The sequence below is a fragment of the Cupriavidus necator genome (assembly GCF_040578825.1).
Classification (GTDB): domain Bacteria; phylum Pseudomonadota; class Gammaproteobacteria; order Burkholderiales; family Burkholderiaceae; genus Cupriavidus; species Cupriavidus necator_E.
On record NZ_JBEFLI010000019.1, the window covers coordinates 77,931 to 94,224 of the forward strand.

17 protein-coding genes and 2 tRNA genes are annotated in these 16,294 nt (G+C 57.9%); 16 read left to right on the forward strand and 3 right to left on the reverse strand.

Going from position 1 to position 16,294, the window contains the following annotated elements; all coding sequences use genetic code 11:
* Positions 1-4 precede the first annotated feature (4 nt).
* Complete coding sequence (locus AB1I47_RS12185; protein WP_354684008.1) at positions 5-403, reverse strand: hypothetical protein; 399 nt, start codon at positions 401-403, stop codon at positions 5-7.
* Here AB1I47_RS12185 and rpoD point away from each other — a divergent pair.
* Entirely contained in the window at positions 393-2,666 is a 2,274-nt protein-coding gene (rpoD, locus tag AB1I47_RS12190; protein ID WP_354684009.1) for an RNA polymerase sigma factor RpoD, read from the forward strand. The genes AB1I47_RS12185 and rpoD overlap by 11 nt on opposite strands.
* 10 nt (positions 2,667-2,676) lie before the next feature.
* A tRNA-Ile gene (locus AB1I47_RS12195) sits at positions 2,677-2,755 on the forward strand.
* A 70-nt stretch (positions 2,756-2,825) separates the two neighbouring features.
* Here the strand turns inward: AB1I47_RS12195 and AB1I47_RS12200 are convergent.
* A complete protein-coding gene (locus tag AB1I47_RS12200) occupies positions 2,826-3,824 on the reverse strand; it encodes a phage integrase (protein WP_354684010.1) in 999 nt (332 codons plus the stop codon).
* Positions 3,805-4,338, reverse strand: a complete 534-nt coding sequence (locus AB1I47_RS12205) for a hypothetical protein (protein WP_354684011.1) — start codon at positions 4,336-4,338, stop codon at positions 3,805-3,807. The genes AB1I47_RS12200 and AB1I47_RS12205 overlap by 20 nt, the downstream gene beginning before the upstream one ends.
* Positions 4,339-4,433: 95 nt before the next feature.
* On the opposite strand from AB1I47_RS12205, the gene AB1I47_RS12210 reads away from it, so the two are divergent.
* The 14 genes from AB1I47_RS12210 (at position 4,434) to AB1I47_RS12275 (ending at position 16,078) form a co-directional block, all read left to right on the forward strand.
* Positions 4,434-4,682 (forward strand): hypothetical protein, encoded by a 249-nt coding sequence (locus AB1I47_RS12210; protein WP_354684012.1) that lies wholly within the window; start codon positions 4,434-4,436, stop codon positions 4,680-4,682.
* Positions 4,679-5,161, forward strand: a complete 483-nt coding sequence (locus AB1I47_RS12215; protein ID WP_354684013.1) for a hypothetical protein — start codon at positions 4,679-4,681, stop codon at positions 5,159-5,161. The genes AB1I47_RS12210 and AB1I47_RS12215 overlap by 4 nt, the downstream gene beginning before the upstream one ends.
* Positions 5,162-5,163: 2 nt before the next feature.
* Complete coding sequence (locus AB1I47_RS12220; protein ID WP_354684014.1) at positions 5,164-6,354, forward strand: phage/plasmid replication protein, II/X family; 1,191 nt, start codon at positions 5,164-5,166, stop codon at positions 6,352-6,354.
* Between the two features lie 9 nt (positions 6,355-6,363).
* Positions 6,364-6,690 (forward strand): single-stranded DNA-binding protein, encoded by a 327-nt coding sequence (locus AB1I47_RS12225; protein WP_354684015.1) that lies wholly within the window; start codon positions 6,364-6,366, stop codon positions 6,688-6,690.
* A 72-nt stretch (positions 6,691-6,762) separates the two neighbouring features.
* Complete coding sequence (locus tag AB1I47_RS12230; protein ID WP_354684016.1) at positions 6,763-7,068, forward strand: hypothetical protein; 306 nt, start codon at positions 6,763-6,765, stop codon at positions 7,066-7,068.
* Between the two features lie 50 nt (positions 7,069-7,118).
* A complete protein-coding gene (locus tag AB1I47_RS12235; RefSeq protein ID WP_354684017.1) occupies positions 7,119-7,358 on the forward strand; it encodes a hypothetical protein in 240 nt (79 codons plus the stop codon).
* A 159-nt stretch (positions 7,359-7,517) separates the two neighbouring features.
* Complete coding sequence (locus tag AB1I47_RS12240; protein WP_354684018.1) at positions 7,518-9,047, forward strand: hypothetical protein; 1,530 nt, start codon at positions 7,518-7,520, stop codon at positions 9,045-9,047.
* 7 nt (positions 9,048-9,054) lie between these two features.
* A complete protein-coding gene (locus AB1I47_RS12245; RefSeq protein WP_354684019.1) occupies positions 9,055-9,348 on the forward strand; it encodes a DUF2523 family protein in 294 nt (97 codons plus the stop codon).
* Positions 9,349-9,351: 3 nt separating this feature from the next.
* Positions 9,352-10,461, forward strand: coding sequence for a zonular occludens toxin family protein (locus tag AB1I47_RS12250; RefSeq protein WP_354684020.1), 1,110 nt, complete (start codon positions 9,352-9,354; stop codon positions 10,459-10,461).
* 11 nt (positions 10,462-10,472) lie between these two features.
* Complete coding sequence (locus AB1I47_RS12255; RefSeq protein WP_354684021.1) at positions 10,473-11,741, forward strand: type II secretion system protein GspD; 1,269 nt, start codon at positions 10,473-10,475, stop codon at positions 11,739-11,741.
* Positions 11,742-11,836: 95 nt separating this feature from the next.
* Positions 11,837-12,589, forward strand: a complete 753-nt coding sequence (locus tag AB1I47_RS12260) for a hypothetical protein (RefSeq protein ID WP_354684022.1) — start codon at positions 11,837-11,839, stop codon at positions 12,587-12,589.
* A gap of 521 nt (positions 12,590-13,110) precedes the next feature.
* Positions 13,111-13,350, forward strand: coding sequence for a type II toxin-antitoxin system MqsA family antitoxin (locus AB1I47_RS12265; RefSeq protein ID WP_354684023.1), 240 nt, complete (start codon positions 13,111-13,113; stop codon positions 13,348-13,350).
* A 219-nt stretch (positions 13,351-13,569) separates the two neighbouring features.
* A complete protein-coding gene (locus AB1I47_RS12270; RefSeq protein WP_354684024.1) occupies positions 13,570-15,882 on the forward strand; it encodes an AAA family ATPase in 2,313 nt (770 codons plus the stop codon).
* A gap of 124 nt (positions 15,883-16,006) precedes the next feature.
* Positions 16,007-16,078, forward strand: a tRNA-Ser gene (locus AB1I47_RS12275).
* Positions 16,079-16,294: the final 216 nt, after the last annotated feature.

Here is a 16,294-nt window from a genome sequence, read left to right on the forward strand (position 1 = left end):
TTTTTCAGGTGAAAACCTCATCTGACAGGAAGCCGGCTATCCGTGGCGTGCTACAATAGCCGGTTTGGATTGCGAAATCTTTCTCTCCAGTTCTGGTGAAAGTGAGCGTGCCAATGGCAAAGGCCAAAGCAACCGAAAGGGTTACCTCTAAAGCTCCCCAGTCAGGGAGCGGCAAGGCGTCTGTGAAAACAACGGCGGCGAAGACATCGACCGCGTCAGTCAAGACACCAGCCCGGTCTGCGCCATCAAAGTCCGCGCGTAGCGTTGAAACGACGCCCGCCGTGACGACTCCCGCCAGGACTCGCACATCCAAGGAAACACAGGCCTCGACTTCGGCACGCGAGAGCGGCAAGAGCGCCAGTACGAGCGGCAAGGTCGCCGCATCTGCACCAGTGAAAGGCAAGAGTATCACCGTGGCGAAACAGCAGAATACCGAAGTCGAGAGCAAGCGAGCGGCAGCAGCCGGCGCCAAGAGCGGAGCCGCCAAGGCGGACACCACCGCGACGGCGACCAAGGCGCGCGCCGCGACACCTGCATCCGTTGCATCCGAGCGTCCCGCTGCGCCGGCAATCAAGCCGGAGCCGAAAAAGCGTGGCCGCAAGCCCAAGGCCGAGATGCAGCACGACGACAGCACAACAGACGACGTGACTGAAGAGTTTTACGAGAACGACATGCCGGCGGCAACGCCCGCTGCGGCACCGAAGACCGAAAAGCAGAAAGCCAAGGACCGCAAGGCCAAGGAAAAGGCCCTGCTCAAGGAGTTCGCCTCGACCCAGCAGGGCACCGAAGAGGAGCTCGAGCTGCGTCGTCAGAAGCTCAAGGCGCTGATCAAGCTGGGCAAGTCGCGCGGCTACCTGACCTATGCGGAAATCAACGATCACCTGCCGGACGACATGGTCGATTCGGAAACGATCGACACGCTGGTCGCCACGCTGAACGACATCGGCATCGCTGTCTATGAACAGGCGCCCGATGCCGAGACGCTGCTGCTCAACGACAACGCCCCGTCCGCCACCAGCGAGGAAGAAGCCGAGGAAGAGGCCGAAGCGGCCCTGTCCACGGTGGACTCCGAGTTCGGCCGCACCACCGACCCCGTGCGCATGTACATGCGCGAGATGGGTACGGTCGAGCTGCTGACGCGTGAGGGCGAAATCGAGATCGCCAAGCGTATCGAGGCCGGCCTGAAGGACATGGTGATGGCGATCTCGGCTTGCCCGGTCACCATCTCCGAGATCCTGGCCCATGCCGAGCGCGTGGCCAGCGACGAGATCAAGATCGACGAGTTCGTCGACGGCCTGATCGACCCGAACGCCGACGAAGCCCCTGAAGCGCCGGCCGCCCCGGCGGCGGCGTCCGACGACGAGGATATCGAGTCCGACGACGAAGAGGAAAGCGACGAGGACGAAGATGACGAAGGCGGTGCCGGCGCCGGTGCGTCCGCGCGCCAGCTCGAGGAACTGAAGCAGAACGCGCTGGAAAAATTCCGCGTGATCGCCGAGCAGTTCGACAAGATGCGCCGTGCGTTCGAGAAGGAAGGCTACAAGTCCAAGCCCTACGTCAAGGCGCAGGAAGCCATCCAGGCCGAACTGATGGGCATCCGCTTCACCGCGCGCAACGTCGAGCGCCTGTGCGACACGCTGCGCGGCCAGGTGGACGAAGTGCGCAAGCTCGAGCGCTCGATCCTGAATATCGTGGTCGACAAGTGCGGCATGCCGCGTTCGGAGTTCGTCGCCCGCTTCCCGGGCAACGAGACCAACCTCGAGTGGATCAACACCGTGGTGGCCGACGGCAAGCCGTACAGCGCCATCGTCGAGCGCAACGTGCCGGCCGTGCATGAGCTGCAGCAGAAGCTGATCGACCTGCAGTCGCGCGTGGTGCTGCCGCTGAAGGAACTGAAGGGTGTCAACCGCAAGATGGCCGAGGGCGAGCGTCGTGCCCGCGAAGCCAAGCGCGAGATGACCGAGGCCAACCTGCGCCTGGTGATCTCGATCGCCAAGAAGTACACCAACCGCGGCCTGCAGTTCCTCGACCTGATCCAGGAAGGCAACATCGGCCTGATGAAGGCGGTGGACAAGTTCGAATACCGCCGCGGCTACAAGTTCTCGACGTACGCCACGTGGTGGATCCGCCAGGCCATCACGCGCTCGATCGCCGACCAGGCGCGCACCATCCGTATCCCGGTGCACATGATCGAGACGATCAACAAGATGAACCGCATCTCGCGCCAGATCCTGCAGGAAACCGGCAATGAGCCGGATCCGGCAACGCTGGCCGAGAAGATGGAGATGCCGGAAGACAAGATCCGCAAGATCATGAAGATCGCCAAAGAGCCGATCTCCATGGAAACGCCGATCGGTGACGACGACGACTCCCATCTGGGCGACTTCATCGAGGACACCAATACGCTGGCCCCGGCCGAAGCGGCGCTGCACGGCTCCATGCGCGACGTCGTCAAGGACGTGCTGGACTCGCTGACGCCGCGCGAAGCCAAGGTGCTGCGCATGCGCTTCGGCATCGAAATGAGCACCGACCATACGCTGGAAGAGGTCGGCAAGCAGTTCGACGTCACGCGTGAACGGATCCGCCAGATCGAAGCCAAGGCACTGCGCAAGCTGCGCCACCCGAGCCGCTCGGACAAGCTGAAGAGTTTCCTGGAAGGCAACTAAACGCTTCCAAGGGCCTCTAGCTCATGCCTGGTTAGAGCAGCGGACTCATAATCCGTTGGTGCCGTGTTCGACTCACGGGAGGCCCACCAATATTTGGAGTAAAAACAAGGGGTTACGATATTTCGTAACCCCTTTTTCTTTTGGGCTGTCAACGAAATGTCAACCGGGCTCCAGCATGGCAAGCGGGTTGAGGTTGCGGGCTTCCTGTAAGTGCTCCGGAGCCAGATGCGCGTATCGCATGGTCATCGTCAGTGACGCATGGCCTAGGATGCGCTGCAATGCGAGGATGTTGCCGCCGTTCATCATGAAGTGAGAGGCAAAGGTGTGCCGCAAGACATGAGTCAACTGGCCGTCAGGTAGATCCAATTTGGCTGCGACTACGGCCTTGCGAAAGGTGTGATAGCAGTTGCCAAAGAGTCGGCCTTCACTACGTGCTTCCGCGTGGTTGGCCAGCTTCTCTTGGAGTTCAGACGAAATCGGCACGCTCCGATTCCGACCGCTCTTTGTGCCGGTGAAGTGAATGGAGCCAGCTCGGATCTGTGTTGCTGTCAGCTCTTCCGCTTCACTCCAGCGAGCACCAGTAGCAAGGCAAACTTGCGAGACCAGCAACGTATCGACACTGTCTGTTAGCCTCAACAGTAGGGCTTTGATCTGTTGCAGGCTGAGAAAGCTAAGCTCGCGCTCGACCTGCTTTATCTGCCTTACGCCAGACAGTGGATTCTCTTTCTTCCACAAGCCTAGGCGCCGCAACTCGTTGAACACCGCGCGCATGTAGGCATGCTCGCGATTGACTCCGCCGGCGCTGATACCCGCCTGCTGTCGCTTGGCGCGGTACTCCGCAAACATCTCAGCACTGAATCTGTCTGCTGTCGGATCACCGAGGGCTTGGCACATGGCAAGCAATCTGGCATGTGTATCATCGCCCGCGCGCAAGTTCGCACCGTGGTGGGTGTGCCATAGTTTCACGAGATCGGAAAGGCGGCGAGTATCGCGCTTCTGCGGCTGCCATTCCGGTACCGTGTTCACTTGGGTAGTGAGCCAAGCCTCCCAGGCCAAGGCATCCGCCTTGATCTTGAACGTCTTGCGATACCGCTTACCGCCGCGCCCGCCAGGCTGAATGTCGGCAACCCAACCACTGTCAGTCTTCTTTATCGCCATCGCAGGTCTTCGGCGGTTGTTCTGCGGCCATTGCCCTCAAGCGCTCCTCGACATTCCTTAGGCCCGGAGCAGTGATTTCGTCCAGGTACTTGTTCCAGGCGTCGGCTTTCGGCGCAAGATCCGATTCCCAAAATTGACGCTCAATTTGCGCAGCCTGTAGATAAAGATCTCTCCTCGCGGATGGGTTGTAGAGGAGGGCGTCATTCAATGACTTGTTGATTCCGTCGAATGGGTCCTGAGGAAAAAGTGCAGGCGCCTCTCCCGTCACAAGCCATTCAGTGTATCGAGGGTCCAGCTTTGACACTGCTTGGATCATCTCAACGGTCGGTTGCTGCCTCCGATTGAACAGATTCGCCCACTTTTGAGCGGGCACACCAGTTCGCTTGGCCAGCCATGTGTATCGGCCGTAGTCGTCAGTACCCAGCACTTTGATCAGGGTAATCATTCGCTCGCGGAGATCCTTCGTCCGCAGGTCTTCTGGCTGCTCGTTGTCGGTTCGTTCGTCTGTCGTCATATCGATCCCCGGTTCCGGCGTCCCTCAAAGATATTGCATTTCATGCAAACTTGTGAAAGTATGCATGGCATGCAATGTTACAGGGTATGTATGCCATGCAATTTCGTGAGAGGGTGATGACCAATGGGGCCGATGCCGCCCCCTTGCTCGGGGCTGCGCATTCACCGTTGGTCACGCGCGAGCGTTTCGCGGAACTCGTAGGTCTTCCTCTTGGCGTTATTGAATCCCAGTGTGACAAGGGCTACTGGCCTACCTATCGGGTAGGGAAGTACAGCCTGATCAATCTCGCTCTCCTTCAGAGCCAGCTTCTTGGCCGTGAGTTTACCCATCCCGAGCGCTCATGATTGTCGAGATGGGGCAACACGATCAGTTGTCGTCCGAATGCGCCAGCGGCGCGTCCTGCGCTGACGGTCGCCCGCAGCGTAGCGAGGACGCACGCAGCGCACGACGCGCCGGGCATGCCGGACTTCGCATGATGCCAGTCCCGGCCGCTACAGCAGGCACCACGTTGCCGCCTTGGCTTGTCATCGTTCGCGCCAACCAAGCTGAAGCTCGCCGCGTCGTCTCCAATGCGCGCCTCTATGCCGCCATGCGCGGCGAACACTTTGAGTTCGACGCCTCCCCGGCACCGCGCAGCCGCGTGGGCGATTCCATGCGTCCGGCAGGGGCCTCGCTCGACTTGGTCAATGCAGCCCTGCAGGAGGCCGCAGCGCTCGATTCTTTGGCCTCGCGCAGCGAGGCTGCTTTTTGTCAGGCGGGCGTGGTAGCACCGCCTGACAGTCTCACGGGCGAGACTCGGTGCGATAGCGGGGAGGGGTTCTGAGCATGGCCTACGACACGGTCAAGCTGCGCTCTCCGTACCTCGGTGACGCCGTGGTCCAGCGCATCAAGCGGCAGTGCCTGTTGCGCTCTGGCCTGGACTGCGCCAGCGGGGAAATCCTGTATGAGCTTTTCACCGGCGAGCTGCTCGGCTCCTGGGATTCGCGCATCTCGGTGATCCCCAAGAATGAAGAGTGGGTGGTCAACAAGAACGGTCGCCCAGAGCTGGTGCCGTGCGAGCCCTACATCCTGATCGAAGCCTCGGTGCACAAGATCAAGCACGGTCACAACGTCTATGGGGGGCCGACCGATTTTCGTCAGGCGTGCCGGGAGTTCGTGCACTTGGTCGAGGAGCTGCTTGAAACCGATCTGCCGGCTGCGGACTGGTGGACGGTGCACCGGGTGGACGTGGCGTCGGTGTATCGGCTGAGCAAGGCGGCGTGCAAGGAGTTCTTCGACGGACTTCAGCTCATCAGCTTCCCGCGGCGGAAGAAGGGTGCAGCTAAGTACGCGATGGCGGTCTACTTCGCCGGGAAGACCACCACGGTCAAGTTCTATCACAAGGGCACCGAGTTCCAGGTGCACGACAGGGGCCGGCTGCGGGCCTTCTTCCAGCAAATGTTCAACCATCTGTATGGGCGCGACGACCCGGAAAACCGCGCACGGGTGGAACGCAAGATCGCGGCGCTGCAGCGTCTGGCCGATATGCGGTTGCGCGCCGAGGTGGAGATTCACAGCGACAAGCTGCAGTACGACTTTGGCAAAAATCCGCGCGTTGATGAGGTGTCGGACGCGTACTTGGAAAGCGTGTTCGACACCGAGATCGAGAAGCTGCTGCGAGAGGGGAAACAGGCCATGGCCACGGTGAGAGAGAGCAGGGCAGTCCTGCACCGGTTGAAGGGCGTCTACGGTGACACGCTCGGCATGCGCCTGTACGGCTTCTGGGGGTCGCTGACGACCCTGGGTGACGAGGTCACGCGCGAACACTTTGCCAGGGCCACGTTCTACCGCTGCCGCAAGCAGCTCGAAGAGGCCGGGGTGTCCTGGCGCGGTACGGATGTCCAGGTCGTCGCAAACAACTCGGTGCTCCCGCACGATTTCAGTCCGATTAGGTCGGACCCTCGGATGTGCCATCTCCCGGCGCGCAATCGCGAGGAATTCCAGGTCAGCCGGGAAACACTGCGGCTCGCCGCGTAAGGAGTTGTCATGTCCACAGCAGAAACCACCGTTCGTTCTACCTCGGCTCAAATCAAGCCGATGCATGTTCTAGTGCGAGGCCGAATTGAGGCGCAGCGCTCGCACGAAGGCACACGCTATACCCGGATCATGACGCCTGCACCGGACGCCTACAGCCGGCCGCAGATCGTGGAGATCCGGGGCAAAAACAAGCTGGGCGAGCGCGGTGACGAAGTCACAGTGACCTGCACGTTAGGCGGCTACCAGCGCAAGGCGTACCAGATCAAGAACAAGGATACCGGCGAGCTCGAAACGATCACGCCGGTCGATATGACCCTTGATGTTAAGGATGAGTGAAGCTGCAACGGTCAATGTGGCGGCGGGTGATAGTCGTCACGGCACTGAGGGCTCCGTGCCGGCGGTCGATCCATGGGGACTGTCGTGATCGGGTCGGTGCAGAACATCCTCATTTGCGTGCCTTTAGCCGCAGGCGAGACTGCTAATGCGACTGACTCGCAGGCATGTCCGTCGAGTGGCGCGCAGGCATTCAAGCTCCAATCGATGCAGGCCTATGTGCTCGATTCCTCGGCCCAGTCACTGCTTGAAGCAGCGGCCAAGCCGTTCGATTACGAGTATGCGGGCGTCGTATGGTCCGTGGCATTCACGATGGTCGTTGGTTTGTATCTCGTGAGTGCCAAGGTCGGCGCGGTCTTGGGCCTGATTCGTCAAGCCTGAGGTCGCAATAACAGCCGGGTATTCCGGCGCAACGTGAAAAGGAAGAAGTCATGAAAGCCAAGCTGCAAAACCTGAAATCCATCGCAACTCGTGCGGCCGCTGGTGCTGTCGCGCTTGTCGGTGCCGGTATCGCTCATGCACAGACTGCACCGTCGATGGATCAGCTCACCGGCCAAGTCTCGTTCGCAGATGTCCTGGTTGGTGTGTTCGCTATCGGCGGTCTTCTGGCGGCGCTCTACGCATCGATCAAGGGTGTGCGTATCGTGCTGGGCATGATTCGCGGTCGCTAAGCGCTCTTGGTTGGGAAGGCAGGGGGGCGTCGTTGACGTTCCCCTCTTTTTTTGTCTGTGGGGGGATGAGGTGAGCACAAACGAGCTTTGGTATCTGTTCACTTTTGCCTGGGGCATTGTCTGCGGATGGTCTGTCGTTACCGGACTGCGGAGCAACTGATGGCGCGCTTTCGAAAGTTGATCCTGTTGCTGTGTCTCGGCGCGATGCTGGTAAATCAGCATGTCCAGGCGCAGGCGTTGCCGGTCGCTAACTTCGTGGTCAACCGAGCAGTGGCTAACGTGGTGACGCGGGTGGCGGCTGCTAGAGGTTTTGCCGCAAATGATCCAAGGATTGCCGCGACGCTGACCGGCATGGGCACGGTCAGTACGGGGCTGAATGTCGCCAGTACGGCGGTGGGGGTTGGTATGGCTGTTGGAGGAGCACCGGTTTGGATGGGTATCGCGGCGGGGCTTGGCGTCGTGGCGCTCGGTATTGGAATCTCGGCAATGATAAATGGCAAGCCAGCGCAGTTGTCCATTGCTAGTACCGATACGGGCAACAAGCTGCAAGTGGAGGTGCCTGGAGCAGCCATGCCGGCATATATGCCACCCATGCTTGTTGACCAGACGCCGTTGTGGGCGAAAGCGGTGGCGCAGGGCGCTCCAATCTATCGCGATCTCAACAATTGCTACGCGAACGACGCGTGCTACGCGTTGCCGCTCAGCCCGGATGTGCCGAGTTATCGCTACGCGGCGGACTACTACGGAAAGACGGTGTTGGTGACGAACGACCTTAACACTTTCGGTAGATGGATTACGTTCCTCACAAATCCGATCATCAATCCAACACCGGGAGTCACCTATACGTGGCAGTTTGCAGGGGCGCAGCAGGTACCGAATAGCAACGGCGGAAGCCGAGTGGCGGTGTACATCTACGAGGCACGCTCGGGCGGCGATGATCAAGGCTTGCCCAGCTATTCGCGGACGACCACGAAGAACCTTGACGGGAGCGTCTATGGCGACATCGGGCCGCAGTTCTATAGCGATCTGGACTCAGCCGTAAAGTCGATGCCTCAGACATTCGGCTCGGCAAAGCTATCTGGCGATTCATTGGCCAGGATCGTGGACGCACAGTGGCGTCAGGCAGCCGGGCAACCTGGATATGAAGGACTTCCTTACTCTTACAGCCAGCCAGTCACAGCCATGGACGCGCAGCCATGGATCGACGCGAACCCTTCCTCTGCGCCGACCGTCGGGGACTTGATGACACCGGCCAATAGCCCGGGATCGCAGATAGTGGTCATCAGCCCCACGGTCACGCCTGGCACGAATTCGGGGCCCGATCCTGGCACGAACCCTGATCCGATTCCAGGCAACAACGTCAATGTGGTCAACACGCCGAACGTGAACGTGACCAACAGGGTGCAGATTGATCTAGGGGAGGCGCCCAACGTGGGGACGCCGGGGCTGGAATCAACGCCCACCGCGCGCTCGATTCTCGACCCCCTGCTGAACCTGATGCCAGACCTCAAAGCGTTCACCACGCCACAACACCAGGGTGAGTGTCCTAGACCTTCGGTGGACGTGTTCTCGTGGCACGTCACGTTCGATTCGCACTGCCAGCTCGCGGAGAGCACGCGGCAGATGCTCTACCAAACCATGATGGTCTGTTGGGCGCTCGGGGCGCTGCTGATCATCCTTATGGCGTGAGGCGGCTATGTGGGCGTTTATTCTTGCGGGTGTCAATACGCTGCTGGGCTTCGTGTTCCGTTCGCTGGTGGTCAAGTTCGTGGTGTTTTTTGCGCTGTGGTTCATCACGACCGAGTTCGTAGGCGTGCTGCAACAGGTCGGCATCCTGCCCACGGCGGCAAGCCTCAATGCCTCGCTATCCGGGCTGTCGGCCACCACGTGGTACTTCCTCGATCTGTTCGCAGTGTCGCAGGGCCTGCCGATCATCATCTCGGGCATGGTGTCGCGTTTCATCATCCGCCGCCTGCCGGTGATTGGATAAGCCATGTCGATCACGTTCTACGGAGGGGTCATGGGCTCCGGCAAATCCTATGAGGTGGTGAGCGGTCCGGTGTGTGATGCCGTCGCCGCTGGGCGGCGCGTGGTGACCAATGTCGTAGGTATCAACGAAGAGCGCATCCATGAGTACCTGCTGAAGAAGCTGCCAGGCCTCGATCCGGCTAAGCTCGGTTCCATCGTGCACGTGACCGACGAGTGCGTGATGAAGCCAGGCTTTTTCCCTGACGAGAAGCAGCCAGAGATTGACTCGGTGGTGAAGGGCGGGGATCTGGTCGCCATCGATGAGGCGTGGCGGTTCTGGGATCAGGACAAGGGCAAACTGCCCGCCGAGCACATGCAGTTCTTCCGCATGCACCGGCACTATGTGCATCCGCAAACGGGCGTGACGTGCGATGTGGTGATGATGTCGCAGGATATCGGCGGCCTGTCGCGGGCGCTCAAAGCGGTGGTGGAGCTGAGCTTTCGCATGCATAAGCTCAAGTCGCTGGGCCAGCCGACCGCCTACCGTGTCGAGATGTACGAGAGCTGGAAACAGAACAAGACTACGCGGGTCAGCACCTTCATCAAGAAGTACCAGAAAGACGTGTTCCCGCTCTACAAGAGCTATGACGGGGACAACGCCAAAGAGGTGCGGGTAGACAAGCGCCAGAACGTGCTGCGCGATCCCAAGGTGATCGCCCTAATCGTGGTGATCGTGCTGGCGTGGGCCTTCGGCGGCTATTTCACGTACCGGTTTTTCGCCAAGCGCGGCGGCGACAGCAAGCCCGGGGCGGCAAAGGCTGGCGCGCCTGGTCAATCGGCATCGGAAGCCGCGGCGGTGCCTGCGCCGGGGAACGCGAAAGGCAAGGCGGGCGGGTCGTCGGGTAAGGACGATTACAGCTCGGAATGGCGCATCGCCGGGGCCTATGAAGCCAATGGCGAGCGCTTCGTGGTGGTATCGGACGGGCAAGGGCGGCTGCGCGTGGAGTCGCCCTCGATGTTCCGCAATGCTGGCATCGCGGCAATCGGTGAGATCGACGGCCAGCGCGTAGCCCCGTGGACTGGTGCGAAGCCGCCTGCTGGTTCTGTTGTTCCCTCGATGGAGACCAAGAAATGAGGCGTCTGCTCATGCTGATTTCGCTGATAGCCGGGGCGGCGCATGCCGGTGAGCTGCCGCCGCTGCCTGCCTCGGTGGCGGGCCTGACCCTGCCGGCTGCGAAGCCGCTTGCGCGATTCGATTTCCAGTTGGTCCAGGTGGCTCAGGTCCTGCAGGTGATCTACGGCGAGGCATTGCGTTCACCCTACGTGTTGGCCCCGGAGGTGCTGACGGACCAGCGCACGGTGTCATTCCGCTATGACGCCACCAAGGGCGATCTGCGCACCTTCCTCGGCGCGTTCCTTGACACGCTTGGCATGCAGATGCAGAGCCGGGCCGGGGTGGACTTCGTTACGCTCAAGCCAAAGCCGGACGAGGCGCGCGCCGACGAGGAAAAAGAGGTGACGGTGTACCGGCCCAAGTATCGCAACGTGGCCTATCTGTCCACGTTGCTGCGGCCACTATTTCCGCGAGGGCTGACGCTCAATCGCAGCGTGACCGCGCCGGAGGGTGTCAAGGTGAGCAACAACCCGCCAGCGGGCACTGCGGCGGCGATGGTCGATCAGAGCAGCGACACGCTGGTGTTCGCTGGCACGCCAAAGGAAGTGGCGATGCTCAACAAGCTGCTGCCGCAGCTCGACGTGCCAGGCGGCGAGGTGGCCGTGCGCGCGGTGGCCTATGAGGTGGCCACGACGAAGGACGAGGGATCCGCTTTCCAACTCGCGTTGAACCTGCTGGGAGGTAAGCTGGCGCTCAGCCTTGGCACCGCGGGTGTTCTGCCAAATGCAATCCGGTTTAAGAACAACACCATTGATGCGGTATTTTCCGCGCTGGCGGAGGATTCTCGCTTCAAGGTTATCAATAGCCCTAACCTGCGCATCCGGTCGGGTGAAACGGGCCGGCTGACGGTGGGCCAAAAAGTGCCGGTGCTTGGTGCCGTGTCATACCCGCAGGGCTCTGGCCAAGCGGTGCAGTCGGTCGAGTACCAGTCTTCCGGTGTCATCTTCGAGCTGCGTCCTACCGTCAAGGAAAGCAGCATCGATATTACGGTATCGCAACAGATCTCAGATTTCGTGAAGACCACCACTGGTGTGAATGGCTCACCGACGCTGAATACGCGTGAGGTAACCAGCTCGGTGTCCATGGCTGATGGTGAAATGATCTTGCTGGGCGGACTGAGGATGAGCAAGGACACTGGGACTCGAAGTGGCATGTCATTCCTGCCGCGGTTTCTTGACAGTACTTCGCGTGGAATGGCGGAGTCCGAGATTCTTCTAGTGCTTCAATTGAATCGCATCTGACGCTATCCAGCCAGCCGAGTGGCATGGTTCGCGATGGAATATCGTGCGTACAAAGTGTGCGAAAATTGCGGCACAGGTTGATTAATCTAATTTCCATGCCTAAACATCCAGTCGCCATCTATCACAATTCCGAGGGGACGAAGTGTCAGATATTCCCGCACGAACTGCATGACGTAGGAAAACGAGCTTTTGCTCGATCCATAGAGCTTTGGGATGAAGATGAGGAGTATCGGCTTTATCCGCGTTATCGCGCTGATAGTCCACACTTCTACTCGCTATCCAACAAGCTGAGAAAGCTTCACGCATCAGCAGAGACTGATCCAGCTCACAACCAGCGCGTTAACGAGCTATTGGAGATACTGGGTTCGGACGTCAATTACAAGATCGGCTTCAACACGTGGGATGGAGAAGGCGAGGGGAAGGAGGAACAGTTTGTTGCATTCACGGAGACACGTCGGTACACGTGGGGCAAAGAAGTAACACGTGCACTATCCGAAGACGTCCGCAGTCGCCATGACTTGTTTGGCGCTACTAGGGACCTTCAACTGACTTCAAGGTACCCGTGGGTCGCTATCGAGGTTGTTAAGCATCACTATCCCGATGACGAAACGTTTAATGCCCTTCTTTCGCTATCTAAATCTCTACCATTTGTCGTCCTGTTTGATTTCGTGGATGCTCGAAACTATTTCTTCCAGGTGAAAAGAGAAGATAGGGCAATTCGCGTTGTGTATTACATCTACGATGGTAGCGTTTGGAAAGGTGAGAAGCGCTGGGAGCGATGTAGCCCTAGTTTTTTCAGAGAGAAGATCGCGAAGCACATCCAGGATGTTCTTGCGAGGAGGAAGTAAGCTTCCCGGGGTAGGCGGGCCAGCGTGAAAGCTTGAGCAGGCCGGTCGCTTCTACGTTGAAAGTCCGTCTCGGCAAGTAATCGGAATTTAGCGGCTAAAATCCTGGTCGCCTTCTTGCTGTGTGTCATCTGCCGTGACAGTCCCCCCACGCGGCTGGGTGGTTCATCTGTTCGTTGGTGATGATGACACCGTTCCACAACAGGCCGTTCGTTCTGTTACGTTACGTTATGTTATGAAACGGCATTCAGCTTGGGGAAGCGGCATGCGTCATCTGTCACGGCTGCTGAAGTGTAGGGGCACGGCCTCCCCTAGATCCTGTGCCATTTGTCATCCCCCCGCGTGGCTGTCTCGCAAATAGACATGGCGACAGCTTTAGCGGCTAAAATTTCCGCACCGAATGCTCGCGTGCGTCATCTGTCACGGTTTCGAGTCATTCCACTGTCCAATATGCATGGCTGCGTTGTCCGCGAGGATGGAGCAGTGCTGGGGCTCTACCTTGTCAGATGCCTGTAGGAGGGGAAATGAGGTGTCCAACTTGTGGTCAGGCTCACCTGATACGGGATACGCGTGACCTTCATCACAGTTATAGGGGCAGATCGACGCTGATCTTGGCTGTGACAGGCGATTTTTGTCCGGCATGCGGCGAGTGTATTACTGGTCCAGAAGAGTCTAGGTCAGTGATGGACCAGATGCTGAGGTTCAAGCGGCAGGTCGACGCGGTCTTTGGCCTCCCCGCCAGCCCTACAAGGCGTGACAGATGACGCATGCCTCCCTATGCCAGCGACTCCGGTACGCTACGATTTTTGGCACCTTGATCCCGCCGCCGCTCCCCTCTTCTGCCCCTTGTATAACAGAGTCCGTGGTGAACTCCAAAGCGGTGGGGCTGTCATGTCCGCATTATTGATGCATCATCTCGTTGGTTTGATAATGTTGTATAAATTGCCGCTGGCGTTTTAATTTTCGTGACGGGAATAACTGGTATGCCTGCTATCGTAATTCGTCGCATTGCTCCTTTGAGAAATGTTGGGGTTTTCAAGGATTGCAAGCTCGCTGAGGCCGAGGAATGCCTCCAATACAACTTGGTCTACGGCTTTAACGGTAGTGGAAAAACGACCCTATCTAGAATATTCGGCAGTCTTGAAACGGGGGTGCTACGTCCAGAATTACCTAGTGGTGGTTATTTTGAAATTCAGTTGAGTGATGGATCTGTAATAAAAAGTGATGGTAACATTGACGGTCTGAAGAGTAGGTTGCTGGTTTTCAATGTTGACTTTGTTGAGGAAAGCTTTAAATGGAAGGAAGGTACTGCTAAGCCTGTGTTTTACTTGGGTCGAGAGCAGGCTGCACTTGCAGAAGAGCTCGCGGAGGTATCAAGAAAGATACACGAGTTCGCGGAGCCATTAAAATCTTCGGAGGCGCTGCAGTCCGAAAAAGATAAGGGCTTTGTACAGTTGAAGCGGGATGCCGCTAGGCTTATTGCCGAACAACTGAATCTGGGGCGAAAATACGATGCGCAGACACTGGCGTTAGATTATGTTCGAGGTTCGTATTCTGTAGACAGCCTACGTGACGAGGACCAGCGGTCAAATTTGCGTGCCATCCTTATGCAGGAGTCGGCATTGGCTGCCGTAGCAGCAATTGAGTCGCCTGGAAAGCCGTTGCGGGGATTGGTGGAGACGGTTAGGTTGATGGCGCCAAAGACGATTGGATCAATGACGCTGGAAGGCCTGAGCGAGCATGAGAGTATGAGAGATTGGCTTGCGATTGGTCTCAAATATCACTCGGCAAAAGCACTACATAGCTGCCTCTTTTGTGGCGGAGATCTAACGGCATCTCGTCTCGACGATTTGCGACGGGCAATAGACAATGCTTACGATGAATTCAAGGTGGAGATTAAATCGGCGCTAGCTTTGCCGTCTCAGCTGAAGATTTTATATGGGAGATTGGTGACCAATCTCCCCTCGCCGAACGATATGTCGCAGTCGGTCAGGGCGAACTATGTGAGCGCAGTTGGCGAGCTTCGGGCTGCTGTTCAGGAGCTTGAGCAGATATGCGATTCCGCTCTGACCATTCTTACGGAAAAGGATTCATCCCCCAATAGCATAATCGCCTTGGATGCCTTTGTTGCTCTGGAGGAGAGTATTCGTATCGACGAAGTGATTGGCGCGCAGGTCAAGGCTATAAATGTAGAAATACGACGACATAACGAGGAGTCGGCCGACTTTGCTGAGACAAAAAATCGTGCAGCAAAAGAGTTGAAGTCTCACTATCTGGCAGAAGGTGAGCAGGTCTATTTGGATGCGAAAAAATCTGCGGAAGACGCGAAGAAGGGCGTAGATGAAATCCGCGACCAGATATCCAAATTGAAGGACCGTGAACGTGAGCTGAAGAAGGCTGTTCGGAAGCACGGTCCTGCAGCTAGTGTAATTAATAAGCTCATCCACAGTTACCTTGGTAGGCAAGATCTTTCTCTCGTTCCGAAGGAGGATGGTTACCAATTGGAGCGTAACGGAAGTACGGCATTGGGCTCATTGAGCGAAGGCGAGAAGACGGCCATTTCTCTTTGCTATTTCCTTTCGACTATTGAGGCGGAGGGGAGGAAGAGGAAGGATCTTATTGTGGTCTTAGATGATCCAGTTTCGAGTTTGGATACTAAGGCGATGAATTATGCTTTCGGGATTGTTAAGGCGGCGCTTGGGGACGCTGGGCAACTTTTTCTTCTCACGCATAATTTGAATTTTATGAACGAGACGAAGAAATGGTTGAGGATGCGAACGAAGAAAGAGGCAGAGCGGAATGGAAAAGAGGGGACAGCGGCGCTCCTCTTTCTGGACACTGTGCAGGACGGTGATGCAACAACTCGGCGAAGTTCGTTGATTGAGTTGCCGAAATATATACGTGATTATGAGTCGGAGTATCACTATCTCTTCCATCTGGTGCTGCGATTCAACTCGGCCCCGGATGAGCATCACGGCTATTTCTACATAATACCTAACGCTCTTAGAAAGCTATTGGATGTTTTTCTGGCTTTCAAACTGCCAGGACCAGATGGGCTCACGAGTAAGGTGGAGGCGATTCTAAAGCTAGAGCATGGACTGGACGCTGGACGGGTGCGGGCATTGGAGCGACTGGCCCAGGTTGAGTCGCACGCCGATAATCTGGATGACCTAGTCGGATTTTCGTCCATGACGGTTGAAGAAACGAAGGAAGCGGCGAAGAGCCTATTTGCTCTTATCTCTGCGGTAGATGGCGAGCACTACCGTAGAATGGAGCGAATCTGCAGGCTGACGTAGGCTGCGCGTGCTGCGGTGTCAACAAGGTGTCAACGGCATTGGAGGATAAGGCAACTGTATAGCGGTGTATCCTCCCTTGTGCGCTCATAACATATTGATTTGGAAGGCTGTAGCAGCGCGAAGGGGGATGTGCCATGGTGGTTGAAACGCACTCATAATCCGTTGGTGCCGTGTTCGACTCACGGGAGGCCCACCAATGCAGTTGGAAAGGGGTTACGGTGAATGCCGTAACCCCTTTTTCGTTAACGCCGCGAACGCTGTCTCCGGCAACATGTTTTGAAATGCAGCGCTCCTCGCACGCGCCTCAGGACAGTGGTAAGCGCCTCGCGAGGACCGTGATGGACGTTGGGCATAGGGCACGGCATGCTGTCCGCTTTGGGGATGTTTCGTTACCCAGTAACGACAAGTGGTG